24 protein-coding genes are annotated in these 26,178 nt (G+C 59.7%); all 24 read right to left on the bottom strand.

Going from position 1 to position 26,178, the window contains the following annotated elements:
• Nucleotides 1–148 precede the first annotated feature (148 nt).
• The 24 genes from IAE36_RS01620 to IAE36_RS01735 all read right to left on the bottom strand — a co-directional run bounded on the left by IAE36_RS01620 (nucleotide 149) and on the right by IAE36_RS01735 (nucleotide 26,164).
• Nucleotides 149–946 (bottom strand): hypothetical protein, encoded by a 798-nt coding sequence (locus IAE36_RS01620; RefSeq protein ID WP_028632688.1) that lies wholly within the window; start codon nucleotides 944–946, stop codon nucleotides 149–151.
• A 12-nt stretch (nucleotides 947–958) separates the two neighbouring features.
• Nucleotides 959–1,927 (bottom strand): hypothetical protein, encoded by a 969-nt coding sequence (locus IAE36_RS01625; protein ID WP_028632689.1) that lies wholly within the window; start codon nucleotides 1,925–1,927, stop codon nucleotides 959–961.
• A gap of 132 nt (nucleotides 1,928–2,059) precedes the next feature.
• The gene (locus tag IAE36_RS01630) at nucleotides 2,060–3,364 is read right to left on the bottom strand and encodes a secretion/conjugation apparatus DotM-related subunit (protein WP_201209884.1); all 1,305 of its coding nucleotides are present in this window, start codon (nucleotides 3,362–3,364) and stop codon (nucleotides 2,060–2,062) included.
• A gap of 51 nt (nucleotides 3,365–3,415) precedes the next feature.
• Entirely contained in the window at nucleotides 3,416–3,688 is a 273-nt protein-coding gene (locus IAE36_RS01635) for a hypothetical protein (RefSeq protein WP_169338808.1), read from the bottom strand.
• Between the two features lie 39 nt (nucleotides 3,689–3,727).
• Nucleotides 3,728–4,927: an ATPase, T2SS/T4P/T4SS family gene (locus IAE36_RS01640; RefSeq protein ID WP_201209890.1), complete on the bottom strand. Its 1,200-nt coding sequence runs from the start codon at nucleotides 4,925–4,927 to the stop codon at nucleotides 3,728–3,730.
• The gene (locus IAE36_RS01645) at nucleotides 4,924–5,862 is read right to left on the bottom strand and encodes a type IV secretory system conjugative DNA transfer family protein (RefSeq protein ID WP_236408496.1); all 939 of its coding nucleotides are present in this window, start codon (nucleotides 5,860–5,862) and stop codon (nucleotides 4,924–4,926) included. Before IAE36_RS01645 ends, IAE36_RS01640 begins: the two co-directional genes overlap by 4 nt.
• A gap of 2 nt (nucleotides 5,863–5,864) precedes the next feature.
• On the bottom strand, nucleotides 5,865–6,365 hold the full coding sequence (locus IAE36_RS01650; protein ID WP_236408498.1) for a DotD/TraH family lipoprotein: 501 nt from the start codon (nucleotides 6,363–6,365) through the stop codon (nucleotides 5,865–5,867).
• A gap of 82 nt (nucleotides 6,366–6,447) precedes the next feature.
• A complete protein-coding gene (locus IAE36_RS01655) occupies nucleotides 6,448–6,912 on the bottom strand; it encodes a transglycosylase SLT domain-containing protein (protein WP_236408500.1) in 465 nt (154 codons plus the stop codon).
• Nucleotides 6,913–6,970: 58 nt separating this feature from the next.
• A complete protein-coding gene (locus IAE36_RS01660) occupies nucleotides 6,971–7,588 on the bottom strand; it encodes a hypothetical protein (protein WP_028632696.1) in 618 nt (205 codons plus the stop codon).
• 76 nt (nucleotides 7,589–7,664) lie between these two features.
• Nucleotides 7,665–10,541, bottom strand: coding sequence for a TraM recognition domain-containing protein (locus IAE36_RS01665; protein ID WP_201209891.1), 2,877 nt, complete (start codon nucleotides 10,539–10,541; stop codon nucleotides 7,665–7,667).
• Between the two features lie 11 nt (nucleotides 10,542–10,552).
• Entirely contained in the window at nucleotides 10,553–13,615 is a 3,063-nt protein-coding gene (locus tag IAE36_RS01670; protein WP_201209894.1) for a type IV secretion protein DotO, read from the bottom strand.
• A 63-nt stretch (nucleotides 13,616–13,678) separates the two neighbouring features.
• Nucleotides 13,679–14,425, bottom strand: a complete 747-nt coding sequence (locus tag IAE36_RS01675; RefSeq protein WP_201209896.1) for an HNH endonuclease — start codon at nucleotides 14,423–14,425, stop codon at nucleotides 13,679–13,681.
• A 73-nt stretch (nucleotides 14,426–14,498) separates the two neighbouring features.
• Nucleotides 14,499–14,879, bottom strand: a complete 381-nt coding sequence (locus tag IAE36_RS01680; protein ID WP_028632700.1) for a hypothetical protein — start codon at nucleotides 14,877–14,879, stop codon at nucleotides 14,499–14,501.
• A 37-nt stretch (nucleotides 14,880–14,916) separates the two neighbouring features.
• Entirely contained in the window at nucleotides 14,917–15,501 is a 585-nt protein-coding gene (locus tag IAE36_RS01685) for a hypothetical protein (RefSeq protein WP_028632701.1), read from the bottom strand.
• 14 nt (nucleotides 15,502–15,515) lie between these two features.
• Nucleotides 15,516–16,151, bottom strand: a complete 636-nt coding sequence (locus IAE36_RS01690) for a hypothetical protein (RefSeq protein WP_028632702.1) — start codon at nucleotides 16,149–16,151, stop codon at nucleotides 15,516–15,518.
• A gap of 10 nt (nucleotides 16,152–16,161) precedes the next feature.
• Entirely contained in the window at nucleotides 16,162–17,595 is a 1,434-nt protein-coding gene (locus IAE36_RS01695; RefSeq protein WP_028632703.1) for a type IV secretion protein DotG, read from the bottom strand.
• Nucleotides 17,592–18,605 carry a DotH/IcmK family type IV secretion protein gene (locus IAE36_RS01700; RefSeq protein WP_201209898.1) on the bottom strand — a complete coding sequence of 338 codons (1,014 nt, stop codon included), beginning with the start codon at nucleotides 18,603–18,605 and terminating at the stop codon, nucleotides 17,592–17,594. The genes IAE36_RS01695 and IAE36_RS01700 overlap by 4 nt, the downstream gene beginning before the upstream one ends.
• 2 nt (nucleotides 18,606–18,607) lie before the next feature.
• Nucleotides 18,608–19,372 (bottom strand): DotI/IcmL family type IV secretion protein, encoded by a 765-nt coding sequence (locus IAE36_RS01705; protein WP_028632705.1) that lies wholly within the window; start codon nucleotides 19,370–19,372, stop codon nucleotides 18,608–18,610.
• Nucleotides 19,362–19,628 (bottom strand): hypothetical protein, encoded by a 267-nt coding sequence (locus IAE36_RS01710; RefSeq protein WP_028632706.1) that lies wholly within the window; start codon nucleotides 19,626–19,628, stop codon nucleotides 19,362–19,364. The genes IAE36_RS01705 and IAE36_RS01710 overlap by 11 nt, the downstream gene beginning before the upstream one ends.
• Nucleotides 19,629–20,383: 755 nt before the next feature.
• The gene (locus IAE36_RS01715; RefSeq protein ID WP_028632707.1) at nucleotides 20,384–21,775 is read right to left on the bottom strand and encodes an amino acid permease; all 1,392 of its coding nucleotides are present in this window, start codon (nucleotides 21,773–21,775) and stop codon (nucleotides 20,384–20,386) included.
• A gap of 317 nt (nucleotides 21,776–22,092) precedes the next feature.
• Nucleotides 22,093–22,854, bottom strand: a complete 762-nt coding sequence (locus IAE36_RS01720) for an ABC transporter ATP-binding protein (protein WP_028632708.1) — start codon at nucleotides 22,852–22,854, stop codon at nucleotides 22,093–22,095.
• Nucleotides 22,851–23,912, bottom strand: a complete 1,062-nt coding sequence (locus tag IAE36_RS01725; protein WP_060481663.1) for a FecCD family ABC transporter permease — start codon at nucleotides 23,910–23,912, stop codon at nucleotides 22,851–22,853. Before IAE36_RS01725 ends, IAE36_RS01720 begins: the two co-directional genes overlap by 4 nt.
• On the bottom strand, nucleotides 23,909–25,024 hold the full coding sequence (locus IAE36_RS01730) for an ABC transporter substrate-binding protein (RefSeq protein WP_201209905.1): 1,116 nt from the start codon (nucleotides 25,022–25,024) through the stop codon (nucleotides 23,909–23,911). The genes IAE36_RS01725 and IAE36_RS01730 overlap by 4 nt, the downstream gene beginning before the upstream one ends.
• A 129-nt stretch (nucleotides 25,025–25,153) precedes the next feature.
• Nucleotides 25,154–26,164, bottom strand: coding sequence for a zinc-dependent alcohol dehydrogenase family protein (locus tag IAE36_RS01735; RefSeq protein WP_201209907.1), 1,011 nt, complete (start codon nucleotides 26,162–26,164; stop codon nucleotides 25,154–25,156).
• Nucleotides 26,165–26,178 lie beyond the last annotated feature (14 nt).

Genomic DNA, 26,178 nt, shown 5'->3' on the forward strand with positions numbered 1-26,178 from the left:
TCAGCCTGCCCGTTGTCTCCAGCCCTGAAAGCATCTCCTGCAGCAACCGCCAGGCGAATGTGGCACGACGAATGCGGGCGGCGACCAGACCTACGCCCGCACAACAGCCAAAAGCATAATCTGCCCCTGAAAAGGGCCGGTACTCCCTTCACTGCGGTGCCAAGCAACCGAGATCACCACCCTGGCCAGGGTCAAGCCCCATGGACTGCAGCGTCTGCTTGGTCAACTCAACCTGCGCCTTGATCGATTCCGGGTCATTCGCCAACTGCTTCGCAACTGCATTTTCAATCGGCGACTGGGTGGACGCAAGCTGTGAAAGCGTCGCCAACACCGCAACCACCAGCACGGGCGGTACAACCCACGCCAACACTGTCTTGCGCCTACGCGACTTTTCGTGTCTGGCAGCGTCGGCGGCGGCCTGTTCGCGCAAAGCCCTGCGTGATGGTGCAGGTGCCACGCCACTCGCATATGGCGCACCGGCGATGGCCTCTAATGCAAGTGCCTGCGGTGGCGCTGCCGATGCAGAAGCCGCCTCGCGCTGGTAAAAGTCTACAAGTGCATCGTTCAAGCGCTCGGACAAAGCCTGGCGCACGGTGTAAGCCACAAGCACCGGATCAACATGGCTCAACGAACCCTTGCGATCGGTTTCCGCGTGGAACACCAGCTGCATCTGCGCCAGTTCATGGGAGTGAATCGCACCCGCCGCATCGCGTACGGCGAGGCTTGCTGTACCGCTCAATTCACGCTGATGACCATTGTCTGCAGCGACTTCAAAGCCATCTACCACCAATGACAACTGATCAAACACCCTCGGCACACGTACGGTACGCGTCGCGCGCATTACATCGTTCGGGCTCTGGCTATCGAACACTACCCAAAGATGATCGGCGGCGCCAAAAATGCGCAAGCCTGGGTCAAAATCAATAGTCGGGGCTTTGGTTTTCATCCGCTCTACTCCTTAAAGTTTCCCAAAGATGTCTTCAAGCACGACGGCTTGTGAAAGCCCCGTCATCATCCTTGGCTTCCCTGTACGATGATCAATGAAGAACGCAGCAGGTACACCCGCCTGGTCCTTGCCGTTGTTGTCGAAGGCCGCGAACAGGAAGGCAAGGTTGGTGCTCAATTGCTCCACGGTTTCAGGCGACGGCTCGGAGCGGATCGGCTCGTGCTTGCCGAGTACCCGCGCCAGCGTCTGCTTGTCGTTGGCTTGCAGGATCGTGGCAGCCAGCGGCACGCCTTCTGCGGGGTTACCCAGCGCTGCTGATGGAATCCACTTGATGGTATGGCCCTTGGCCGCATATGCCCGGGTCAGGTTGTATGCCTCACGGCAGAACGGGCAGCGCGGGTCGATGATGATGTACACGGTGTCGCCGATACCGCCCTTGCCTTCCTTGACACCTGCAAGCGAGTCAACAGTCTTCATGGACTCGGGAATATCGCCCTTGTAGGTGCCATCCATTGCTGCCGCTTCGTGGACATTGGCGCTCTCCACCGGCGACATCAGAGGGGCGACAGGAACTGCCGGCACAGCTGCGGCTACCGGCGCAGGCGCCGGGCCTGGCATGTGGGCGACACCCGGCAAGAACGCATCAGAAATGTTCGCACCGGTCTGCGCGTTCCAAGCAACGCCCGTGAACAGCACAGCAGAGTCAGGGGTGCTGAACAACACGACCTGGTGACCATTCTTCTCTACGGTCCAGGCAGTAAGGCCACCCAAGCCAACAGGGCGGGCTTCTACAATGCGCCCATAGCGCGAAACCCGCTGTGCAGTAACGTCGCTGAGTGCTTGCTGGGCCGCCGGCGCAGCGCCCTGAGCGGTAATGAAAGCAGATAGGTCTTCCGATTGTTGGGGTGCCGCTTGAGCCGTGCCAACAAACGCCGCAAGCGTCAGCACTGCGCTCACAGTTCTGGCAATCACACCGATCATCTTGCAATGTCCTTATTAATAATCCAATACGACCATATTCTAACAAAAACAAATAAAAAGACACTAAATTAATAAAAAAGGCCATCTTGAGTGATGGCCTTTTGAAACCTTTTCTGCTCCGTTCAGTAAACGCTAACCCTCGTGAACCTCCCCGCTGTCCTGCTTCTCGCTCACCAGTGCCTCATAGCGTTTCTTGTCTGCATCCGTATAGCGATAAGCGCCCATTGCCTGATCAAGCCCGTTGACCGCCTTGTCCAGTTGCGGTTCAGACAGCGACATCCCCGCTTTGCACTCATACAGAAAGTGAGAAAGGATGCCTGGGGCTTCAGGGAAGCTCGCCTGCCGCCCGATCGTTTGCAAGGCATACCACATGTCCCTGTCAAAAAAACGAAGCCACCGCAGCTCCGCCGGGGGCAAAACCCCAAGGCGACGAGCCTGGAAGAACATGGCAAACACTATGGTCCTGACAAATGCATGAGCATGCAGAATTGCACTGGCATTGGGATGCTTTATGTACTTCTGGATGACTGCCCGTGGCTCGTCGAGCACCAGGTCAGGTTTCAACCAGGCGTAAGGCTCGGTTGCGCCATTGCCTTTGCCAGCCTTGGTCGCAGGCGGCGTGAACTGGGCCCAGCACCACGCGATCATGCGCTCACTGTCTGCCATCGCTGCCTTGAATGCCTTGTCGTCCAGCGATGTGTCCGTCGCTACCACGCGCGGTAGCGCAATGGCGACCAACAGCGTCTCGGCCGGGTTCAGGTTAGCGACCCTTGTCCAGTGCTGCCCCAACTGCCGACGCATCACCTCATACGCCTTGGCACGATCCAGGGTTGGCGACCAACTGCGGTCAGCCTGTTGCTGCCAGCCACAGATCAACAGGTGCTTGTAGGCAAATTGCCGCGACGTCTGCGACATGCCGAACACCGGATGGTCAAGCGGCTGCGAAATCAGATCAAGCTCTGCGAACATGCGCAAGTGCGGGTAGTGAGCCTTGCTCTCCTGCACAAAACTCTTGATGTTGTGTGTACGGGTAAACTTGAGCTTGGGATGCGTTTTGTTGATACGCATGAACATCCGTACTGACAGTACCGCGATGATCAGCAGCCAGAACGCATTGATGTACAGCGAGGATGAAGTGATTTCGCTCCAGGCCACAGTCGAAAAATCACGCTGGCACGCCCCTGCCAGCCCATCGGGCGCGCACATACGTCCCACCCATGCGCTGATTGCCGAAAAACCCGGAAGCGAAGCCAGGTCGCCCAGGGCACTCGGCAGCCAGAGTTCCACGTAACGGATATAGGCATACGCGGCAGAAATCTTGTCATGGGCGAAATACCAGGCGCCCCAGCCACCGCCATAAAGCACCACCATGATGCCCAGCAATATGGCGGGGTCATCCCAGGTGAAGCTTCTCTGCCCCCCTCCCTGCTGTTTCATTCCGACCTCCTGCGGTAGCGGCCTGGTAACGTGCCGGTCATCCCTGCTTCCTTACCTGATTAGTTCTCTGAGAAGACTGTGGGTCGTGCGCACACGCCCAACCATAAACACACCCGCCTGCCGGAAGACCGCGCCCACTGTCATCTTCTTGACCACTTCGATGTACACCAGGACGACCGTCATGCACAGCGCCAGTGGCAGCAGAAACTTCCAGAACGCAGGTACCAGCAGCAGCAGCAACCAAGGCAATGCTGCACTCGCGTTGATCACGAAAAAACGCGCAGGGGGAGCGCTTCTGCTCCAGTGGTAGCGACCTGTAGCCATAATTTCTCCAAGATTCGTATGGGTTCAAATGCCAATGGCTTACCCGTGGCGAAGGTCAGCCGCAGTCTGTTCGCTGATAAGCCCTGCGGCGAGCAGCCGGTCTGCCTCGGCAGCGAAAGTGTGGCCCTCTTCGCGAACGAATTCAGCCACTCGCTGGGTTACCCGCCCCATGTCGGTCAAGTCCATCAAGCTATCGCGGACCTGCTCGGTAAACCTCAGCCACGAACGTGCCGCCGTACGCTTGCCGTCCACCGTAGGCACCAGCTTCTGGGCCATCATGAAACGACTGGTATCGACCAGGTCATAGATCGCAGTTGCCCGCTCCTGCTCAGGGAATCGGGAAATCATCCGGCGCATGATAGCCGCCACATCCTTGGCGTGTACGGTGCCAAATACAGGGTGCCCGGTGAGCGACAATTCCACCGCTGCACGGATCGTTTCCTGATCGCGCAACTCACCGATCACGCATAACCCAGGCGCACGCCGCATGGCTTCGCGGTTAGCGCGGTAGAAATCCTTGAAGTGCGTCGGGATCTGCGACTGCACGAAGATCGAGTGCGTGCTCTGGATCCTTTCATAGGTGAACTCAATCGGCTCTTCATGACTGATCAGGTTGCCCTTGATTGGGGTATCGTTCTCAAGGATGAAGCGGTTGATTGCGGCGAACGTGGTGGTCTTGCCATGCCCGGTCGCGCCGGCAATGTAAACGATGCCGTCCCGAGGCGTGGCCATACGTACGATGTCTTCGCTAAGGCCAACGTCTTCGATTCTGGGGGGGTCGTCCGGGATGGCCCGAATGACGATCTGACACGATGTGTCACCATGACAGGCAACGGGCGAAGCATTCACCCGGTACGCGTAGCGCAAGCGTGCGCCCCGGGCATCCTTGCGTTGTGGATCGAACAGCTCGTAGCGCTCGTTGACGGCCGTGCCAGAGACAATATCGGTGGTCGCGGTGTCACGGTTGGCTGCCATCTTCAGCAACTCATTGACCTCACCGACATCCAGGGCGCGTCGGGTCACGGCATATAGCTTTCCGTACTTCTTCACAACCACAGGCAGCGCAGGCTGGATGAAGACGTCGCTGACGCCATGGCTAAGGGTTTCGAGCATCATCGCCTTGAACTGGTCCGCTCGGTCAAAGCGGAACGGGTCTTCATACGTTGTCCGCCGCTCCAGCCGCTCGATAAGAGCGCCTGGCTCAAGCGCCATCGCGTCTTCGTGGAAGTGCTTTTTCATCGAGCCGGGGCCTGCAGTGCGCTATTGGCAGGCACCGCAAACGCCTTGGCCGGCGCCTGCGCACCAGGCGCGGGCGCAGTTGCAGCCTTGACGGCAGTGCCAGGCGCCTTGCTGCGCCGCACGGGGTCAGCCGTGCCGGAAGATGCGATCGAACTGCGCCACACATTCATGTTGTCGTTGAACTCAGGCAGGGCGGTAATGCGCAGCAAAGTCTCGTCGACCGCCATGCTCCGCCCGTCCTTGGTCACCGGTATCGCCGCCCCGGAGATGATCGGCAGTGTCACTTGCCCATGACGGGCGAATTCGCTGAAGCGGCGCATGCCGTCGATGTCCCGGTTCATCCGGTCAAGGCCATAGGTGAGCATAAGATTGGCCTGCTCTACGCCCTGAGTCCAGCCATCACGCACGGCCAGCTTCCACACCCGCTCCTCCTCGTCATTGCGTGGCACAAGGGCAGAAACCAATGAAGTACGATCGAAGCTTGGCAGAGGGAAGCTGAGATATTCCCGCCAGCTGGGTGGCACGGAGGAGAACCTTGCCTGTGACTCGATTTTGTACGCAGCACCCGAAAGGCGCAGGGTATAGTCGCCATCCTGGTTGTACAGGTGACGTGCCTCGGTGATCACCGGCGGTACCACACGGTCCTGGATCATCAGGGTGCTGAAGTCGTACACCGTATCGAATTCGCGCTCGCGCAGTTTCAACGCCTTGTTGATGTTGGTCAGCTGCCAGGCCAAGCCAGCCTTCACACCCACCTGCAGCGCAGCATCCAGTATTGCCTCGCCGCGCGCCGCGGACGCCTGGTTTTTCTCATCCCGCATGGCCTCTACGGCCGACCTGGCGTCATCGGGCTCGCCTTGCTTTTGCACATATGCAGGCTTGTCGTAAAGGCGCTCGGCATCCTCGAGCGTCATCGGTGGCATGTCCATTGCCATGATCAGCTCCTTCCCATCGCCAGGGGCACGGGTTTGTAGATCAGGCGCAAGGTATTGGTACTCTTGTCCAGCACAACATCGGCGCCGGTATCAATCTGCTTGCCTACATCGCGCAGCACGTTGATAGGTGTGGCTTTGCGTACCCAGACGTTGACCGGTTTGAGGTCTACGCGTTTGCCGCTTTCCACGTAGGCGTAACCGTAGCGGCGTGCGAACGTCTGCAACAGTTCCTGGGGCTGGCCGATAAAATCGATGTCGACCTGATCGGTGTCGACCGCCGCCTGCCTGGACGCAGCCTGAACGCGGTCGGCGTTCAAGCGCGAGACATAGTCATGCTGTGAGTTGACCGCCACTGCAACCTTGTCCGCGATGATGCGGCTGGCAAAAGCCTCGGTATCCTCAGTGGTTGGCTTGGCCGAGCTTGCACACCCAGCCAGCGCCGCCAACGCAAGCAACAAGCCACCGGCCTTGTAGCCGCGGGCACCCATGAGCATTCCTTTCATGTAGAACTCCTGAAGTTGTGATTCTGGCCAAGCTGGCGAACCGCAGCCACACAATGTGCTTGCAGCCTCGCGAAAATGGGCATTACTGGTAGCTCACCGCCAACTGGCGATGTTGCTGCCGTTCAAGGTACTTGCCCCACTTCACCGCGAGGGGGATAAGGTCTTTCTTGTAGATATCGTTAAACTTGCGCGTTTTGGAATGGTAATTGGCAGCACGCGTCCAGAAATCTTGGCCGTTGTTCTCTTCCAGCTTCTGGCGCAGCAACCAGGCCGCCAGCTCGGCGTTGTAACAACCCCGCCAGGCGACATCGGATTTCGTGATGCTCGGGTACGAGGCGAATACACCTCTGGGGCCCCAGTGCGTTGTATTGATCTGGAAATGCCCCAGGTCGAAGGTACCGTTTTGATTGGAAACACTCTGGCCGTTCCTACCACTTTCCTTGCTGGAAATCGCCAGCAACACGTTGGCCGGCACGCCCTGGCGCTGAGCGGCCTGGATCACGCAGTCTATATCTGCCGGACGCACAGCGTAGAAGCCATCGGCCAATGCGCACGCCGGCCATGAAACGCACAGCAAAATCAGGTACCACCCGGATCGTGTCATGTCAGATGATCCACTTCTGATGCTGGAACCAGAACCAGAATGCGCCTTCGACAAACAGTTGACCGCTCGACACCTGCCAGCTGCGGTAGGACTTCTTCATGCCGAAAACCCACAATGCAAAGCCGATCGACAGCCAGTTCAACGCGATCATGACACCCGCACCAGTGGCCAGCATGTAAACGAAACCCAGGGTCGCTGCCAAGCTGGCAATGAAAAAGGCCCTCGAGTGCAAACGGTGACTGCCGGCAATGCGGTCGAGCTCCTCCCGCTCCAGGGTGGTCAGTTGGCCCCTGACCCTTTCGTTCCGGTAACGCGCTGCATGCTCACGGACTTTTCTGCTATCGGCTTCCTCGAGCAGAGCGAATTGGCAGTTGTTGCATTGCCAGCTATGCAGAACACGCACGCGGCCGCTGGGGTGCTGCTCGATATCCTGATAGTCACCGTCCTGCTGAAGCAGGACTCCACGCTCGCACTCCGGGCAGGCGGGGCTGAAGTTCGAACGCCACAGCGCCTTGATGTGCTGGTTGCCCATGCGCAGTTGGTTCACACCCAGCGCCGCCATAGGCATGGTGATGAACGCGAACTTTGCTGCCCTCTTCCCTGTGCTGAACAACCCCATTTACGTCACCATACATGCTTTAATTACGTTTTTTGATTATCTGTTAGATATCTATCGTCGTCAATTTATAACACAGCTATTCCGATGATTGCCCCTTGGACAGGCGTCTGCACTCATTCTCCAGCTGGCTAAGTTGCTCACGTACACTGCCCAAGGACTGGGGTTCGAGGTCCGCAGGCAAGGTGTAGGTTGTTTCGCGAGCGATGGCCGCACAGGTTTGACTTGCTCGTTCTTGAGCAGCCCATTTCTCGGCCAGCGAGGTGAAAGCCTTGCCTGACGCCAGTACCTGCATGTCGAGCAGGGCTTCTGGTCCGCCCGCAACCAGTGGCACCAAAGGTAGCTCAGGGGTCGGCTCCACTGCCGGAGTTACCGGCGCTGGAAGGGCCGTGTCGGCATACTTCTGCGCAACAGCCAGAATGCTTGTCTCGATAGATGGCAGGGTTGGTTCGCTGGGCGCTGGCTTTGCCCGCGGGGCAGCGTCATGCAAAGCTCCAGTCAGATAAGCCCCCACAATTGCCAGTGAGGTATCGAGGCGGCCCAGCACAGGCCTTTCAGGGTTTGCATAATTGTGCTGGAAGGCCCCATGCATGCGGGCCAGCGTAGGGTCGCCTTTGACCACGCCCCGCACCCGCTTGGCAAACGAACCGTCCTTGAGGCTATCGACCAACGCCTGTCGCGACTGACGGTTCTGCGGCAAGTCCGAAGGTTCGGGGGGCTCCACAGGGATAAAATCGTTGATGCGCATCTCTTTGGGTGCTGGGCCTGCCGTATAGAAGCCAAGCCCGCGAATAAGCGCGACGCCACCCGTCTTACCGCCCTGCGACTTTTTGCCGATGAGGAACGTAAACTCGCCGTTTTCCTGCATCGCGACGTCGTCGTAGTTGAGCCGGCTGCGCTGTTCGATGGCAATGTTGTCCGACTGCCTGAACGTGTCGTTGACCGCCCCGGAGGAACGCTCGAAATTGCCGAGCATCGCCTGCGAAGACTCGGCTGCCGCCCCTTGAACGCGGCGCCAGGTTTCCGACTCGGTACCGGAGGTCAAACGCCCGACCGCGCGGATGTTGGTGTTTTCCCAGGTAGCGTCGGCCTCTTCGGCACTCGATTTCTTCAAAGATGAAAAATCCTGCGCTGCAAAGGTCACGCTGAAGCCAAGGCTCCGGGCCTGCGCAGGTGCTACAGCAAAGCCAACCACTGCGTAATAGCCGTACTCGTCGAGGATGGTGTAGAACGGGAACTGCGAGCCAGTCGGCCGGCTGTCGATGATCTCGCGCACCACACCTTCCACACGATTGCCCAGGCAGCCAGCCATCATCTGTTTGATGCTGCCGACAATCATCTTGCCGAGCATGCGCATGCTGTCGGGCGCTCGCTCCAGCGCTGGCAGCAACACCACCAGCAACCGCCGGTTGATGACCACATCGTAAAAATCGACATCGCCCACCCGCGTCTTGAAGATATGGCCGTAGTTAAACGTCAGGTCGTTGAAGATCCGCCCAAGCTGCATGACGATATAGCCGTGCTGCTCCAGGGTCTTGGTTTCCTGGTTCTTGAACTTGGTTTTCTGGTAACCCGGCAGGGTAAGCAGGTAAGAGCGCAGGGGGGCCACGATCACATCAAACATGTCGCCATATTTGCCACCGTGCTCCCACACCAAGTCTTCGATGACGTTGAGCTCGAAGTACTCCAGGTATTTCTCGGGTGAAAGGTTTATGTGGCCCTTGTCACGCAGGTAAGTCAACGGGCGGGTAAGCGCGGCCACGAACATGATGGCGCGCCCTTTCCACATGTCGCCACCACCACCGGAATCATCCATCAGCGAGACGATGAGTTCGATCAACATGCCCGACGATGTGTTGCCCATCATGTTCATGTTGTTCGTCACCTTGTCGACCTGTTTCTCGACAAAGTCACGGCCGGAGGTGATGAAGTTGATGATCAGCAGGTCGTCTTCGCGCCCAAGGTAACGGGACAGCCTGAAGATTTCCTTTTGCAGCTTGGGGTCACCCTTGCCGTCGACGTAGATGAAGCCGGTGTTCTGTACCAGTGCGTTGAAGACAATACCCAACAGCAGTTCGGTATTGTGGGTGACGAGGCTGTCATCGGTGATGTAAAGATGGTGCGGGTGATCGATCTCGATACACTGACAGGGCGCCTGGCCTGCAGCAGTCACCTTCCACACCGGCGCCCAGCCATCGAACCGGGCGCTGCCACGCCTCTTGCGCACCTTGGGCAGCATCACCGAGACACCGCGGGCAAGCAGCGCCGCGATAGCATCGGTGGTCACGGTGTGGGCCTGCTCGACGCCGTCACGCTCTTTGCTGAGTACACGCCAGAGATGATCGCCCGTTGCCTGGGCACGCCGGCCGTCGCGAGTCGCAACCGTAAAGATCGGCTGCATCCCCTGTTCGATCACCCTCAGCACTGCGGCGTGCTTGCCATCGGGTGTGCAAACGCTGTCACCGACCCTGATCTGGCCCATGCTTACCCAACCGCCAGGGGTTAACACCTTGGCATGCTTGGGCTGCGGCTTACCCGAGCCGGTGGTGCCCAAAACCAGTTGGTGGGTACGCAGGTCGCTATCAGCAGCGTAGATCTGCTCTTTGGTTTCCAGGTCATTACCAAACAAGGTAACGCCTTCGCCCTTCTTGTTGCCTTTGTAAGAGCCGTCGTTGACGTCAGCCAGCTTGGGCACGCGGTACGGAAAATCGAAGGCGCGCTTGTCCACAGAAACGAACTTGCGCGCGAAGGCCCACAACACCAGCAGCAACAACTCGCCCGAAAACGGCACCTTGATCAGGATCAAAGCGAGCACCGGCAAGGCGAAGGTACCGAATACGGCCCCTTCCGCTGACTGGAAGAAGTCGCTGAACCGCTGCCCCGCCAGGCGCGTATCTTTACGCCTACGGTTATTGCTGACCTCATGCTGACGGGATGCGCCCTTGTACTGAGCCATCTGTCACTCCCTCAAACGACGTCTTCGAATGCACTGGCGCCGATGTAGTCGGCAACCAGGTCTTTGGCGATGCGTGCGATCACAGATTGCTCCATGTCGTCATCGACAAACTCCACGTCTTTGAACGTTTCGCGCTTGAGACGCTCGACCATGTCCTTGCAGCCACCGGATGGGAAACGCCGAGCAAGCAACGCCAGTGCATCCGGGCGGGGCATGTGCTCATACAACATGGTTCTCAGCTTGCGGTCTTCGGCAGTGGTGGTCAGCGCCCAAAGGCGCATCGGCCCAGCAGACATGGTGAACAGCTGGCTGTAGGTAGCGTTCTTGGTTTCAAAGCGAGCCAGGAACGTACAGCCGTGCTTGTTGGCACCGTGTACGAAGTTGACCAGGGCATGCTCCTCGGTATCGGACAGGCCGATGTTCTTGCGTAGCCAGTCACGGGTTTCCTTGGTCCCCGAATCGAGAATGAAGGTCGCCGTGGCGATCTTGGTAAGCGAGCCGAAGTCTTCCATCAGCTGGGAAGCCAGGATGATCTCCATGTTCCACTTACGCGCCTCGCGCCCGTCAGTCTGCATCTGCTCCTGCAAGCCCACATGGCCGCCGGTCTTGTGAAATTCGTCCATGCACATGACCTTGTATTCGTCCACCAGGTCGGCGACGAGGCGTTCGTAGAACGGCAGATATTTTTCGGTAAAGAACGGAAAATCTTCCTTGGAGAACGCCACTTTCTTCATAAAGCACTGGCGCGCGATCATGTACATCAGCGCCGTCTGTTTCTTGGCCGAGGCAGACCCCTGCAGCGCCACGTCCTGCAGGTCCAGGGCCACTATACGTGCACTGCCGACGTCGAACCGGGTGTGGTCTGCGAACACCGGGAAGTCACCCACTGCTTCGCGAATACCCAGGATGAAGGCGTCTACCAAGCTGCGGCCAACCTCGCCTGAGCCTTCGTACTCCGCGCGAACTTCTTCCGTCGAGGCCACCGCCACCAGGTCGTTGAGGGTCGGGACGGCATAGCGCTGCGTCACCTCCGCCTCGTAAACCATGCCGGCGTCAAACATCGCATCCACCAGCTCCCAGTAGGTGGTGGCGGGCAGGATGCGGAACCCAAGCTGAGCAACCGCCGTATCTACGACATCATTGTGACCAGGCTTGTAGGTCTCTGGGCTGGCCCGCTCGATCTTGTCATCCTTGCGGCGGTAGGCCAGGTCTACCATGCGGCCAACAAAGTTGCTCATCCCCTCATAGGGTTTTTCCCGTTCAGGCGGCGTCACCAGGATGGTCAGAAAGTTCTTATTGAACTCCCGGTCCTTGGGCAGGGGATAACGCTGGCCCAAGGGGGTATCGAGTGGGTTGATGCAGTCTTTTCGGGCATTCTGCAAACGTTTGTACACCACAAGGTGGTGCAACCTCGGGGGCAGGTTGTCACGCACCAGGTCGCAGAAACCGGAAGACGATATGCCGATATCGGTGATCCCAATGTAGGGCAGGCCCGTCAAGCCAGGCATCAGGCACGACTCGAAATGGTTGTTGTTCATCAATACCGACTTGCCCGAACCAGGCTTGCCGGCGATCAATGTGATCCAGGTAGTCTGCTGGGACGAGAATCGCTGATACTTCAGAATCTTGCCGTCCAGGCTACGGTAGATGGTCGATCCCTCTTGGAACGGTGACGCCGGGCGGGTCAGCGGCAACATGGCAACGGCATCGCCCAATGGCGCGGCCGCAGGCGTGCCAAGGTGTTTTGTGGTGAGGCCAAGGCAATTTGACTGGAATGCCTGCATCGGGTTGCCCGTACGCTCGATAAACACGGGTTGCCCCCACGCCTCCAGCGTGCGCCATAGTTTGGATTTGCGTAGGGCCAGCTCTTTTATCCCTCGCTCGTCCGGGCTGGACCACGTCATTGCGGCAACCTGCAGCTTGACCATGCACTCGCCGTCACGCACCCGCTCGCGCAACTCCTTGGTGGCCAAGTTGATGTTGCGGTTCTGCTCGGAGGTGATCGACAACAACTGGGCGAACAGGCTCTTCCACGCCAGGACGCTCATCCCGTCCGAAGACAACATGACCGAAACCGAATAGGGCAAGGCCCGCGATACACCGTTTTCCTGGGTCTCGGCCCGGTTCAGGCTATTGAACAAGGTATTGAAGTACTGGGGCTCGGCCGGCGGGATCGACATGATCAGCGGCGCATACACCCGGGCGCCAACGCGGACACTGGTAGGGTCGGGAAGCAGCCCCGTGCGCTGACCATTTCCGATCTCACCCGAAGTGACCATGATCTGGCTGGGCAGTGTGGGGTACATGAATTCCGACACGTCGTCTTCGCGCGTGCTGGTCTTCCACCGCATGGGGATTGCACTGCCCGGAATGTACGGCTTCCATGTTCTCGGTGTGATGTCCGGGTTGACCTTCGCGCGGATCGCGCGAATGGCCTCACTGACGTCTAGCACATCCGCCGAGCAGCCAAACTCTGGCGACGTCAGGTCTTCGGTGATCTTGGTCACGAATGACAGATGACGATCCTTCAGGTACGAAATGGGCCGCAACAAGTTCTGCGCATCGGCGGTAGCGGGCCATTGTGATTGCGCACGAAACTCGTTCAGCGCCTCACGTGCCATGGCCCTTTCGGTCTGATCGAGCAGCGCTGGCCGCGACCAGAACACCAGGTAGCACTCTTCGTCATAGACATACTGGGCATACTTGCTCACGCCCTCGTTGATCAAGTGCCGTACGTTGAGGTTCAGTCGCTCGGCGGTGGCCGCCTGCTGCAAGGCGTTCTGCTCAAGGGGCGCTGTGGCGTCCAGGTCACGGCTGAACACGATCTGCAAGTGATGACCACGTACCTTGAAGTAAACGGAGAGGGAAGCCTCAAGCAGGCTGACCAGCCGCTCGAACTGCTCACGCCCGAGCACACTCTTGGTGCCATTGAACCGCACAATGGACGCAAGCGAGCCGTCGTTGGCGACAATGGCCTGCCCCCCATCAACCGTTTCCAGGTCGCAATAGTCTTGTACGTCGGCTTTCAGTTGGCTCAGAACCGTCAGGATCACCGCCTCGAGTTTGTTAAACATGTCCTTGTTCTCCCTGGATGACTTTCTCAACGGCGAGGCTGGTGAGTGCTGCGTAAAGGTGGATCAAGCGAAATTCTTCATGAGCTGGGCCGCGAGGGCCGTCCAGTTATCCGGCTGAAACAGCGAGCGGTTGTTGGCCGCGTAGTACTCAAGCTGGCCACTGGAAAATGCCTGCCGAGTGGGGAACAGGCGCAACGGTGCCAGCCATTCAGCCCGGTCTGCGTACTCTTCGTCGCTGACAAGGGTCTTGCTGGCCAAGGTTTCCGCCACCGCCAGAACCGTGATGACGTCGCCGTCGAATACCTGCTTGAGTGTGTCACTGCCGCGAAACCTGAATGCCGCCAGAAGGCTGGCCAATTGTCCGTTGGTTTCACCATCATCCAGCAGCTCGGCAACATAAATTGCCCGGGCAACATTGTTGATCTCGGTTTGTGTCATTTCCTGCACGGCGACGAAAAAGCCCGTGCCATTCATGGCACATGCACCGAGATGATGAACCTGACGACAGAGATTGCAGGCTGTGATCAGGTTTTCTTTGATGCAGTTGTCAGGGTTGCTGTCCAGTGCATGGATCTGCTGGAACCTGGCGGATTTGAACCCGCAAAAGCGGCAGGTGTAGTTATCCCGCTGTAGCACCGACGTGCGCAGCTTGTCATGCGCAGGGCTCATCAATGTGCGCTGGTCATCATCGGAACGCCACAGCGGCCGACGCACCCCGAACACCGGCTGGTTGGCCTCGCGGTTCACATAGCCGGCCGCCTGGGTTGGGGCTTCGACTGCCCTGTGCTCGGAAGAGGGTTTTGCGCTCACGCCTGATTGCCCCGAGGTTGTCCTTTGATCGCGGGGCCTTGCGCCCCGCCTTTACAGCCAGTGGTGCGTCGGCTTAGCCGACGGTGGTGTTGCGCATGATCCACATCACCGTACCCACGCCGGCCATCAACCCGCCAATGAACAGGCCGACGATTGCGGACATCGGCTTTTCACGCTCGTCCTTGGAGGCTTTCCACAAGGTGTACAGCGACATGGCAACCACCACGAAACCACCGATCGAAACCAGGGAAATCAGCAGTGTGGCACCGCCCTGCGCCGTGTCATCGATATTGGACATCACGTCACTGGCAGTCTTGCCGCCCGAGGTGTCCTGGGTCAGATCGGTCTTGGTAATGGCGAACGCCGAAGGCGCCGCCAGAGCACTGATCATGGCAGTGGTAGTGCGGACTTTGGCCGAATCGTAAGCAGCTTTCAGGGTTTTGAGTGCTTTCATGAGTGACGCTCCTTGAGTTTCCTTTATTGAGAAGCCGTTACGACCACGGCGTGAAAAGCCCAACCAGATTGAATCCGATTGTGTTGTTGAGAACATCGCTGAACCATTTGAAGTTCCACGCCAGGATGCCGCCGATGATCCAACCGAAGGCGGTACCCAGGCCTGCCTGGGACTGGTTATTGAAGTAACCGTTCACGGTTAACCAGCCCTTGACCATGGCGATGAACCCCACGATCTGCATGATGCCGAGTAGCGCCAACGTCGCCAGCTGAGCCTGTTCCTGCAGGGTGGTGCCGGAGGCGGAATACGACAGCATCCGCGAGTTCGCATAATCACCGGTCAGTGTCCGCGACATGATGCCCATCCACTCGAGGGTACCGATCGCCAGCAGAATCGAGCCGATGAGCAATTGCACGCAGGCCGAACCGACGGAAAAACGCTGCCGCCCGGCTACATACTTCAGCGCGTTGTCATGGGTGACGCCCCATATTTCCACCAGTGCTGCAGAGGTCAGGTAGAGACCGATCAATGCGGCAATGCCCTGGCACATCATGATGGCCGTCGGGACCACTTTCCCGATGTTCACCATCACTTCTACAAGATCGGCATATCCGGCTGCCATGTGAACTTCCCTGGTTAAAGAGCGGGCGAGGTGACCACGATGCCGCTGTTGCTATCAATGGCCAGCACTTTCAGTTCGCGTTGCGCCGGGGGCAATTTATCACCCGCCTTCACACTGTCTTCAGCGTCGCCGTTCTGCACCCAGGCGCGATGCCCAACCACCGCCTGGACCTTGTAACCGCTGGACTGCGGCAAGGCGTGAACGGCCCCGCTTGAGCGCTGCACTTGAGCGGCTGTCGACGTGGAAGCCGAAGCCTTGCGCGGCGGTTTGACGATCTCGACGCGCTGACGACTTGCCTCGAAATCGTTCATGCGCTTGCCCAACGCTTCGAGGCTGCTGTCTAGCTGCCTGATGCGCTCAAGCAACAACTGGGTGTTGCGCTGGGCTTCCTGACGCACGATGTTCAGCTGTTTCTCGCTGTTCTGCTGCGCCACCAGCGCGGCCTGCGCCTGCTCCTTGGATTTGGCCAGCTCAATGCTCAGCACATCCATACGTGCAGGTTGCATCTGCTGGGTCTGTACCTGAGCCATGCGTTGGGCCTTGGCAGTTGGCGACGACGTGGACTTGAGCACTATCACGGCGATCAGGATGAGCGCCACGAAGCTGCCGGCGAACACGCCTATGAGTTTTCCGAACGACCAGTTCTTCATGTCGAACTCCTTATCGAGATTGATCGTGTACGTCTTGCAGGAAGAACAGACCGAAGCCTTTGTTCGCGGGCGTCGCGTAGGTGGCCGGGCGGTTGAAGCCGCGGCGCACCTCTGAAGCGATTGAGGTACCGAGTTCACCTACGGACGTGCCGATTACCTGCTTGGTCGAAGGCTCGGTTGTGGTCTGGGCCACCACACCGCTTGGGCTGATGATGGTAGTACCGGCAGTTTGCTGATAGGCACGCCCGTAACCCGACAACAGCGACGCTGCGCCAAGTGCGAAGTAGCGCTCCATGGTGTGGTGATCCTTCGTTTCCGCGATGCCCTGCTTGGCGTCATCCTCACGCAGGGCAACCGCGCTGATACGCATGGTTGGCCTCGAGTCATTTACGGGCGGCGCAAGGATGGTGAACTTCACACGAATGTTGTCCGGCGCCTGCTCGATCTTGCCGATGAGCTTCGAGCCATTCCATTTACCGCCACGCACGGTCGCCAGTACGTCACCCCCGTCATCTGTATTGACCTCCGCATCAAGCGTGGCGTACATGATGGTGCCGGTCTTGATCAACAGTTCCTTGTCAGTATCACCTACCGCCTCGATGGCGTTCGGGTCCTTTTCTTCCTTCACGGTGCGTTGCACTGCACCGGTCTGGGCGCCGCCGTTACGGCTCACCGGGTAATAGCTGACCGTGCTGAAGCTGGTCGTGTCGGCAAAGCCTTTGGCTTTTTCCGTTTCCCCCATCATTTGCTTGATGGACTTGAGGGTTTCGGAACGCAGCTCGTTGACATAGGCGTCACGCTCCTGCTCGGCCTTCTTCAGCTCTTGCTCGATACGCCGACGCTCCTGCTCGGCGTTCTGCTCGCTCGCAGCCTGATAGGCTTGCCGCTGCGTATTGCCAGCTGGCATTGAATCAGCCGCCTGTCCACCGAAGCTGATCGCTGGCACCTCTGGCTGATCTTGTTGATAAGGCTGCCCGGGCACATTGAACTGGGCGCCCTGGCCACGATAGCGCTGTTTATCACCCTCCACTATGTTCGGGTCGAAGCCTGGCTGGTAGGAGGCGCCTCGCTCCGCAGCCTGCTCGGCTTCCAGCGTGCTGCGTTGAGCCCGGCGCTGGGCCTCGGCAGCCGAGATCGGCTCTACCGATACCTCAGGTTGCGGCGCACGCGGTACATCCACAGATGACGCCTTGCCAGCAGGGCCCTCTTTAGACTTCATGCCGTTGTAGGCCAGCGCAGCCAGCGCGACGATTACCAGTGCTGCCGCGATCAGCGACACCTTGCCTACCCCCGAGCCGAAGACCGCCTGCAGGTTGCGCTGCATCTCATCGGACTTGCGGGCTTTGGCACCGTTTCTACCGCCAGATTCGTCACGGTCGGCCACCAGTGGCTCGTGCTCTTCATCGAAACCTGCGTCACTGGGCGGGGTTTTGTTATCGCTCATTGCATATTCCCTTGCTCGATGAAGACAGTCACGGCTTGCCCGCCGGTGGTGAACGTAACGCTGTTCTGCAGCCCGGCGTAGCGATAGACAGCTACGCCAGTGGTGCTTCGAGCAGCATTGGTGTAAGCCGGGTACTGCGCGTCAGCCTTGGCTTTCACATACATGTTCGGGCCGTAGCGCCAGGCCTCCACACCATCCAGGCCAGTGACTTTCAGGCGCTGTGCCTCCTTGGGCGGAACGCCATCGAGGAAATACGCCAACGCGTCGTCAATGCTAGGCATCTGCAACAGAGAAATTCTGGCCACGGCGTCCGGGTTGCGCCCTGGAACCTTGGCGTCCACCCGCATGTCCACCTCTTCCTGGCCTGCTGCCAGAATGAGAATGATGGGGGTAGCCAGCCCACGCAGCGTGACGGTCACGTTGCCGTAAGCGGCTGCGGTGGCCGGGTCGAGTGTCAGAATGTTGGTAGGCACCGCTGTGCCGTCCTGGCCATTCTGGCTGCCCCGCTCCCGGCCATCGCGGAACAGTTCGCGATTGATCGACACGTTCTGGATCATCCAGGGTTGCCCTGCGTAGTCCGAGAACACGATCGAAGACTGCTGGCCCTTGCTTAGACGTACGATGGGCGGCGCCACACCCGGGTCCAGGTTGAGCGCAAGTGTGCGGGTAACGGGCTTGGCAGGGCTGACATAAGCATTGGCCTTCTGCTTTTCTCGCTCAAGCCAAAGCGTCTTGATGAGCTCCAGTTGCGCAGGCGTCAGTTGAGAATCCCGCACATCCTGAACGGTTTCGCCAATAACATCTTCCGGGCGGGGGTAGACCACCTGAGCCACACTCGAGACCTGCCGGCCCAAACCATTGGCCGGGGGCTGGGGCGGTGCGTTGTAATCCTGCATCGGCTGGGCTTGCCGGGCCACATCCCCAGCAGCGGCAGCACGTTGTGGCTCATCGGCAAACGCGGGGATGGCGATAGCGCTCGCAAGCAACGATGCGATCAGATGCTTCTTCATGGTCACTTCCTTGGGATGTACGGCGACAGCTGAACAGAATCGACGGCGATGCCTTTGGTATTGGTGGCCGAGGCAGGGATCTGAACAATGGTCACGGCGGCCAGGAAGTCCTGGCGAGACCGAGGCTGCTGGTCGCCCCCGACGTAGAATTCGATGGCAATGGGTACTTGCACCAGCCAGTAGTTCTGCCCGGTCGCCAGCACCCCACTCTCTTCAACCTGGGCAACCTGGGTGGCCATGGCCCGCAGGATCATGCGGCCCTTGAGCACCCTTTCCAGGTTGCCGGAGTCGTCCAGCGTCTTGAGAAACGCTTTGCGACCATCATCCGTGTACCACCGGGCGCCTGCTGCGTTGAGGTTGGAGCGGTAGTTCACGTAATCGTATGAGTAAGAATTGACCACTGCGTCCTTGGCGAACTCAGCCAGCGTTGCCGGCGTCACGCGAGGGTTGGCCTCGGTCGAGACCTCACAGATCGCGTGGTTGTCCGTGGTGGGGATCCAGCGGTACTTCGGGTACCAGAAAACCACCGCCGCGATAGTCACGCCAAATACGCAGGTCAGCGCCAGCAGTTGCCCCCATACGCGCTTATTGCGGCGCTTGAGGTCCAGGCACTCGAGCTGAAGGCGCTTGACTTCCCTGACAGTGGCAGCGGCCTCGCCAGGCGTTTCGTCGAGGGCCAACTCCAGGAGCTTTTTTTCATCGGTGGCTGGTTTGCCATCCGGGGCTCCACCTGCAGGGGCTCCGTGTTGGGTTTCCTTACTCGACATTACGGATTTCCCCTGTCGTTCCGTCATAAATGCAAATCGAGTCGGTTCCGTCATAGAACACGACATTTTCAAAATTGGTTTGTGTGACCAGCCAGATGGCGGCAATGGCCACGCAAGGCAGCAGTGCAAGGCATGCCCACTCCCCTATATCCAGCAACACGGCCAGGATGCGGTTGTAGCGGCGCAGTGCCCGCACATCCACATCATCGCCAGCACCGGCGCCCCATGCCGTCGACGTTGATTCGAATCGATCCATATCTCGCTCCATGCGGCGGCATTTTCATGCAAAACTTAGAAATACGCAACACCGAAATTTTGACATCAACAAAAATATCAGAACTATCACAACTGATTTTCCAGCGCTGGAGCCAAGCAACGTGTACGGTCTGAGGGTTGAGCCAATGCCAGATCCCTCAAATCAATCTCAAAAAGGGTCGCTGGATTGGTTATAAACATCGAGATCACCACGATATTCCGCAATTTAGATTACAAAAAACGAAAAACGCTACCCCTACCCATCCGTTGAAAAAATCATAAGCAAGCAGTTTTTTTTGATGGCCATAGCGATTCATCCCCACCGAGTTTTGGCTTTCCGTAGGCAACAGTGCAGCCCTCCGGGCCTTGTATACAAAGCACCAGGCTAATAAAAACAGCAGGCATTGAAAGCGGTGGTCGTCCTCCATGACTCGCCTGGTACGTGTGCCAGGCGGGTGTATTCCATTATTGCGAAAGATGGCTGGATGGGCCGTTAAGGCTTGATTTACAGGCTAAAAGGGCCGTTAAAGCTACCTAAAGGCGATTGCGGCCGCATAGCCGGCGCAAAGAGGGCATGATTTTCCACTATATGGATAGCTGTTTGCGATACTGGCAATGTGACACTTACGCCCTACTGATCGTTCCATGCTGGGTTGCCAAATGCATCAAACTCCACATCAGCACGAACATTTTTCTAACAAAAACAAAAGGGCACCCGTGTCGGGTGCCCTTTGGCCTTGCTTCAGGTGACAGCTGTCACCCCATGGATCGCGCGCCCACTGGTTGCGCCTGACCCCGTGTGGTCACAATACCCAGGAAGGAAATCACAATCGCCAACCCCAAGGTCGAACTCACTTCAACCCGGTGTTCAGGCGTGTACATCATCACCGCCAGCGCTGCAGCGATGAAGATGATCACCGCCCAGGTCAGCCACGGGAACAGCCACATGCGGAATTTCAGCTCGGTGTTCTCGCGCTCCAGCCGGCGGCGCATCCGCAATTGGGAGATGGCGATCACCATGTACACCAGCAGCGCGATGGCGCCGGAACTGGCCAGCAGGAACTCGAACACGCCCTTGGGTGCAAAGTAGTTGAGCACCGCAATGGCGGCACCGATCAGCGTGCTGCCGAACACCGCAGCCCTTGGTACACCGACCCTGGAGGTATTTTTCAGCATGGCTGGTGCATCACCGCGCTTGGCCAGCGAGTACATCATCCGCGAGGCGATGTAGATGGAGGAGTTCATGCAACTGGTGACTGCCACCAGCACCACCAGGTCGACCATGAATGCAGCGTTGGGGATATTCATGATTTCCAGCGCACGCTGGTACGAACCCACTACTGCCAACTGCGGGTCATTCCACGGCACTACCGAGATGATCACGAAGATCGACAGGATGTAGAAGGTGCTGATACGCCAGATCACCGAGCGGGTGGCCTTGGCGATGTTGCGCGAAGGGTCGCTGGACTCGGACGCCGCGATGGTCACCGCCTCGGTACCAATGAAGCTGAACATCACGGTGATGAAGGCACCGACCACAGCCGCCCAGCCTTTGGGGGCAAAGCCGCCGTGCTCATTGATCAGCCCGCTGAGGCCACTGACTTCACGGTTGGGCAACCAGCCCATCAGCGCTGCGAAACCGAGGCCGATAAAGCCCAGGATGGCCGTGACCTTGAGGATGGCGAACCAGAATTCGAACTCGCCGTACTTGGCCACGCTGAACAGGTTGGTACCTGCCAGCAACAGAACCGAGGCCAGGGCGAAGATCCAGCTGTCTACCTGAGGGAACCAGGCATTGAGCACGTGCCCAGCAGCCAGGGCTTCGATGGGAATCACCAGTACCCAGAACCACCAGTACAGCCAACCGATGGTATAGCCGGCCCAACGGCCAATGGCCTGTTCGGCGTAGGTGGAGAAAGAGCCGGTGTCGGGGTGCGCTACGGCCATTTCACCGAGCATGCGCATGACCAGTACCACCAGGGTTCCGGCCACAAAATAGGAAACTATGGTTGCTGGCCCGGCCGCCGCGATGGCGTGACCCGAGCCGACGAAGAGTCCGGCGCCGATAATGCCCGCGATGGACAGCATCGTTACATGACGTGGCTTGAAACCTTGTGCAAGGTTGCCATCAGATCCCACGGTGTTCATTGATGTTGTTCTCTTTTTGCTGACACAAGGATGGACGGGCAGGCGTAGGCGAAAAAGGCTCCTTGGGATTCGGGGTGAAGGCAGGTTGCTAGCGCTCTGTTGTTGATGTGTGCAGCGCATCAAATGCAACGTGCCGGTGCGGTTCGGGCTTCATTTAAGCCCCGCAAGCATGTGGGAAATTACACGAGAACGCCTCGGAACTGTTCGATCACGACAGCGCTTTTCCAGCAACGCCAAATGTCGCGATTGGCATATCCGATCGCGCCACCGGGCCAGGCGAAGCTTTTGTTTTTCATTTGAATGTGCAGCAGGGCGCCTCAGGCCAGCGCCCGGTCCACCAATACCTGCAACCGCCCCTGGGAGCAGCGTTCCACGCGTGCCTGCACGCCATAGACGTCTGCCAGCAGGTCCGGCTTGAGTACGTCGGCCGGGGCGCCGCAGGCGATTACCCTGCCCTCGCGCAGCACCACCAGCCAGTCGGCGTGGCTCGCCGCCAGGTTGATGTCATGCAGTACTGCCACGGCCAGCAACCGGTGCGCCTGCACGCGCTCACGCACGGCGTCCATCACCCGCAACTGGTAATGCAGGTCCAGTGCACTGGTGGGCTCGTCCAGCAGCAGTACCTGGGGGTTGCGCGCCAGCAACTGGGCCAGGGCCACCAGCTGGCGCTGGCCGCCCGACAGGCTGTCCAGCGAGCGCTCGGCCAACCCTTCGATACCCAACTGGCGCAAGGCTTCGAAAGCATGGCCCAACAGGTTGTCGCTACTGCCCACGCGCAGGGCGGCAACGATGCTTTCGAGCACGCCCAGGGCAATGCCGGGGGGCAGTTGCTGGGGCATGTAGGCCAGGCGCCGCGAGCGCTCGGCAAAGCCCAGCCGGGTGACGTCCTGGCCGTCCAGGCTAAGGCCCCCGCGCATGCGCTCCAACCCTGCCAACGCACGCAGCAGGGTGGACTTGCCTGCGCCGTTGGGCCCCACAAGTGCCACCAGGCTGCCGGCCGGGAACGCCGGCATGCTCACCTCGTGCAGAATCTGCCGTGCCCCGTAGGCTACCGATATACCTTCAATCAACAGGCTCACAGTTTTCTCCCCCGGCGGAACACCAATACCACGAAGATCGGCACCCCGACCAAAGCAGTGACGATACCCACCGGCACAATCACGCCGGGCATGATCGCCTTGCTGGCAATGGACGACAGCGACAGCATCAGCGCCCCCACCAGCGCACTGGCGGGCAACAGGAAACGCTGGTCCTCGCCCACCAGCAAACGGGCGATATGCGGGCCCACCAGGCCGACGAAGCCGATGGTGCCAACGAAAGCCACCGCAGTTGCAGACAGCAGGCTGATGCGCAGCAGGGAGGCGAAACGCAGGCGGCGGGTGTCCACACCAAAGCTACGGGCGCGGTCCTCGCCCATGCGCAGCAGGGTCATGGCCGGCGCGGCACGCAACGAGAACGGCAGCAGTACCGCCAGCACCAGTGCCAGAATGGCGAGCTTGTCCCAGTTGGCCCGGGCCAGGCTGCCCAAGGTCCAGAACACCAGTTGCTGCAGTACATCCTCGGTAGCCAGCAGTTGCAGCAGTGACACCAATGCGTTGCAGCTGAACACCAGGGCAATGCCAAACAGCACCAGGCTTTCTACGCCAGCGCCACGCAAGCGCGACATGGCCTGCAGCAGCACCACCGACAGGCAGGCGAACACGAACGCCATCACCGTGACCTGTACCCCCGGCGCCATCCAGGCGATGCCCAGCGGGTAGGCGATGGCAAGCGACGCGCCCAGCGCGGCAGACGATGACACCCCCAAGGTAAAGGGGCTGGCCAGCGGGTTGTCGAGGATCGCCTGCATTTCCGCGCCCGCCAGCGACAACGCTGCCCCCACCAGCACCGCCATCAGCGCGTACGGCAGCCGCACGTTCCAGATGATCACCCGCTCGGTGGCACTGAGGGTGGCCGGGTCGAACACCCCCTGCACCAGGCGCCCCAGGCTCATGCCCGACGCACCGCTGGCCAGGTCGCACAGCACCGAAACCAACAGCAGCAATGCCAGGGCGCCCACCAGCCAGGTGCGCCGCCACAGCACCCGGCGGTAGTGCCAGGCAGCCTGCTGGGCGCCGGGCAGAGCCTGCGCGGTCACTTGGCGTCGACCCAGTACTGGCCGTCCAGGCCTACCTTGAGCATGCGGTTGATTTCAGCCATGGTCGCCTGCGGGTCGAGGTCCTTGAAGCGTTCAGGGTGCACCCAGCGTGCCATGGCTTCGATAGCCAGAATATTGAACGGCGAATTGTAGAAGTCATGCCACAGGCCATGGGCCTGGCCCGCCTTGATCGGCCGCAGCGGCGCGAATTCGGGGCGAGCGGTGATCTTGGCCAGGCTCTGGCGCGCCGTCTCGGTAGATACGCCAGCGCCCAGCAGCACGCCGGGGGCGCGGTTACCGGTGGCGATGTACACATCCGGGTCGGCCTGCAGCACGTACTCCACGCTCACATCACCCAGCGCGCCGGGTACCACGTCAGCGCCAATGTTATGCCCGCCCACGGCCTGGACCACGCTGCCCAGGCCGCTTTTGCCGGTGGTGTGGCCAGGCGCCTGCCATACCCCTGCCAGCAGTTCCAGAAACACCTTGGGCCGTTCACTGTCCTTGAGCCCGGCCACCGCATCGGTCACACGCTTCAGGTGGCGATCGTACAGGCTCAGGTACTCGGCAGCTTCCTGCTCGCGGCCCAGCACCGTGCCGAGCGCCTCCATGCTGACCCGCGTGTTCTTGATAGGGTGCACGCGGAAATCGATGAACAGCACCGGCACGCCAGCCTGCTCCAGCAGGTCGGCCACGGGGCTGTGCTGGGTGGGCCCTTCACCGGCGATGCTGAAGATGGCCAGGTCCGGCTTCAGGCCCAATATCTGCTCGGCGCTCACGCTTTGCTCTGAGGCCTGGCCAATCAGCGGCAACTTGGCGACTTGCGGGTACTTCTGCGCATACACCTGGTAGGTGTGCGGGTCCAGCAGGCGCATGTCGTTCTGCCAGCCGACCACCCGCTGGAACGGGTCGTCACGGTCCAGCAACGCCAGGGCGAAGAACAACCTGCCCTCGCCCAACACGATGCGTTGCGGTGTGTGGTCCAGCTTTACACTGCGCCCAAGCACGTCGGTGACTTGCAGGGCACTGGCCGGTTGAGTGAAGCCGAGGCAGGCTGCCATCAGCAGCAAGGCAGGCAGCACGCGCTGCCAAGAACGGGGGAATACGCACATCGGGGTATCCTCTGGAAGAGAATCAGTCGCAACGGAGCCGGCCATTCTAGCCAGCCACCTGCGCTGCCGATGTGCGCGAATGTATTGGCGCGCAGCCGCGCCATTACATTCCATTACCCTAATCGCCTGCTACCAGGTCAGGCAGATCTTGCCGAAATGGCGGTTGCTCTCCTGATAGCGGAACGCCTCGACGATCTGCTCCAGCTCAAAATGCTTGTCCACCACTGGGCGCAAGCCGTTGGCATCGATCGCCCGCACCATCGCCTGTTGCTGCGCGCGGCTGCCTACCAGCACCCCCTGCAGACGAATCTGCCTCACCAGTGCCTGCACCAGCGGCAGTTGCCCGGCCACGCCGGTCAGAATGCCGATCAGCGATACGTGTCCGCCGATGCGCGCGGCAATCATGGACTGTTCCAAGGTGGCCGGCCCGCCCACCTCTATTACATGGTCAACACCGCGGTTGTCGGTCAATGCCCGCACCTTATCGCCCCAAGCCGGGGTCGAGGTGTAATTAATGAGGTGGTCGGCGCCCAGCGCCTTCAGGCGCTCGAGCTTGGCATCGCTGGACGAGGTGGCGATAACCGTGGCACCGGCCAGTTTGGCGAACTGCAGGGCGAAGACAGACACGCCGCCCGTGCCTTGCACCAGTACCGTGTCGCCTGGCTTGAGGCGGTCGTCGCTCATCAACGCCCGCCACGCCGTCAGGCCTGCGGTGGTGAGGGTGGCGGCCTCGGCATGGCTAAAGCCCTTCGGGGCCCGGGTGAACGCTGTGGCAGGCGCCGTTACCTGCCCGCGGGCATAGCCGTCCAGGCCATCGCCAGGCACCCTGGCAAAGCCTTCGACGTTGGCCTGGCCGTCCAGCCAGTCAGGGAAGAAGGTGCTGACCACGCTGTCGCCTGCCTGAAACTCGGTCACCCCACTGCCCACTGCCACCACTTCACCGGCACCATCGGCCATGGGGATGCGCCGCTCACTGGGGCCCCACATGCCGCTGACCACGGCAAAGTCATGGTAGTTGAGCGAGCTGGCGTGCAGGCGCACGGTAATCTCGCCTGCGCCAGGTGCCGCTGCCTCGCAGGTGCCGACTTCGACCTTGTCGTAGCCGCCGCCCGGCTGAACGTAGATGGCCTTGCTGCTCATGGATGGTTACTCCA

It is taken from the genome of Pseudomonas sp. S36, assembly GCF_016647875.1.
Classification (GTDB): domain Bacteria; phylum Pseudomonadota; class Gammaproteobacteria; order Pseudomonadales; family Pseudomonadaceae; genus Aquipseudomonas; species Aquipseudomonas parafulva.

Bases quoted from the DNA above. Each gene is read 5' to 3' on its own strand.
- IAE36_RS01620 (WP_028632688.1), bottom strand. From the start codon at position 946: ATGAAAACCAAAGCCCCGACTATTGATTTTGACCCAGGCTTGCGCATT.
- IAE36_RS01625 (WP_028632689.1), bottom strand. From the start codon at position 1,927: ATGATCGGTGTGATTGCCAGAACTGTGAGCGCAGTGCTGACGCTTGCG.
- IAE36_RS01630 (WP_201209884.1), bottom strand. From the start codon at position 3,364: ATGAAACAGCAGGGAGGGGGGCAGAGAAGCTTCACCTGGGATGACCCC.
- IAE36_RS01635 (WP_169338808.1), bottom strand. From the start codon at position 3,688: ATGGCTACAGGTCGCTACCACTGGAGCAGAAGCGCTCCCCCTGCGCGT.
- IAE36_RS01640 (WP_201209890.1), bottom strand. From the start codon at position 4,927: ATGAAAAAGCACTTCCACGAAGACGCGATGGCGCTTGAGCCAGGCGCT.
- IAE36_RS01645 (WP_236408496.1), bottom strand. From the start codon at position 5,862: ATGGCAATGGACATGCCACCGATGACGCTCGAGGATGCCGAGCGCCTT.
- IAE36_RS01650 (WP_236408498.1), bottom strand. From the start codon at position 6,365: ATGAAAGGAATGCTCATGGGTGCCCGCGGCTACAAGGCCGGTGGCTTG.
- IAE36_RS01660 (WP_028632696.1), bottom strand. From the start codon at position 7,588: ATGGGGTTGTTCAGCACAGGGAAGAGGGCAGCAAAGTTCGCGTTCATC.
- IAE36_RS01665 (WP_201209891.1), bottom strand. From the start codon at position 10,541: ATGGCTCAGTACAAGGGCGCATCCCGTCAGCATGAGGTCAGCAATAAC.
- IAE36_RS01670 (WP_201209894.1), bottom strand. From the start codon at position 13,615: ATGTTTAACAAACTCGAGGCGGTGATCCTGACGGTTCTGAGCCAACTG.
- IAE36_RS01680 (WP_028632700.1), bottom strand. From the start codon at position 14,879: ATGAAAGCACTCAAAACCCTGAAAGCTGCTTACGATTCGGCCAAAGTC.
- IAE36_RS01685 (WP_028632701.1), bottom strand. From the start codon at position 15,501: ATGGCAGCCGGATATGCCGATCTTGTAGAAGTGATGGTGAACATCGGG.
- IAE36_RS01690 (WP_028632702.1), bottom strand. From the start codon at position 16,151: ATGAAGAACTGGTCGTTCGGAAAACTCATAGGCGTGTTCGCCGGCAGC.
- IAE36_RS01695 (WP_028632703.1), bottom strand. From the start codon at position 17,595: ATGAGCGATAACAAAACCCCGCCCAGTGACGCAGGTTTCGATGAAGAG.
- IAE36_RS01700 (WP_201209898.1), bottom strand. From the start codon at position 18,605: ATGAAGAAGCATCTGATCGCATCGTTGCTTGCGAGCGCTATCGCCATC.
- IAE36_RS01705 (WP_028632705.1), bottom strand. From the start codon at position 19,372: ATGTCGAGTAAGGAAACCCAACACGGAGCCCCTGCAGGTGGAGCCCCG.
- IAE36_RS01710 (WP_028632706.1), bottom strand. From the start codon at position 19,628: ATGGATCGATTCGAATCAACGTCGACGGCATGGGGCGCCGGTGCTGGC.
- IAE36_RS01715 (WP_028632707.1), bottom strand. From the start codon at position 21,775: ATGAACACCGTGGGATCTGATGGCAACCTTGCACAAGGTTTCAAGCCA.
- IAE36_RS01730 (WP_201209905.1), bottom strand. From the start codon at position 25,024: ATGTGCGTATTCCCCCGTTCTTGGCAGCGCGTGCTGCCTGCCTTGCTG.
- IAE36_RS01735 (WP_201209907.1), bottom strand. From the start codon at position 26,164: ATGAGCAGCAAGGCCATCTACGTTCAGCCGGGCGGCGGCTACGACAAG.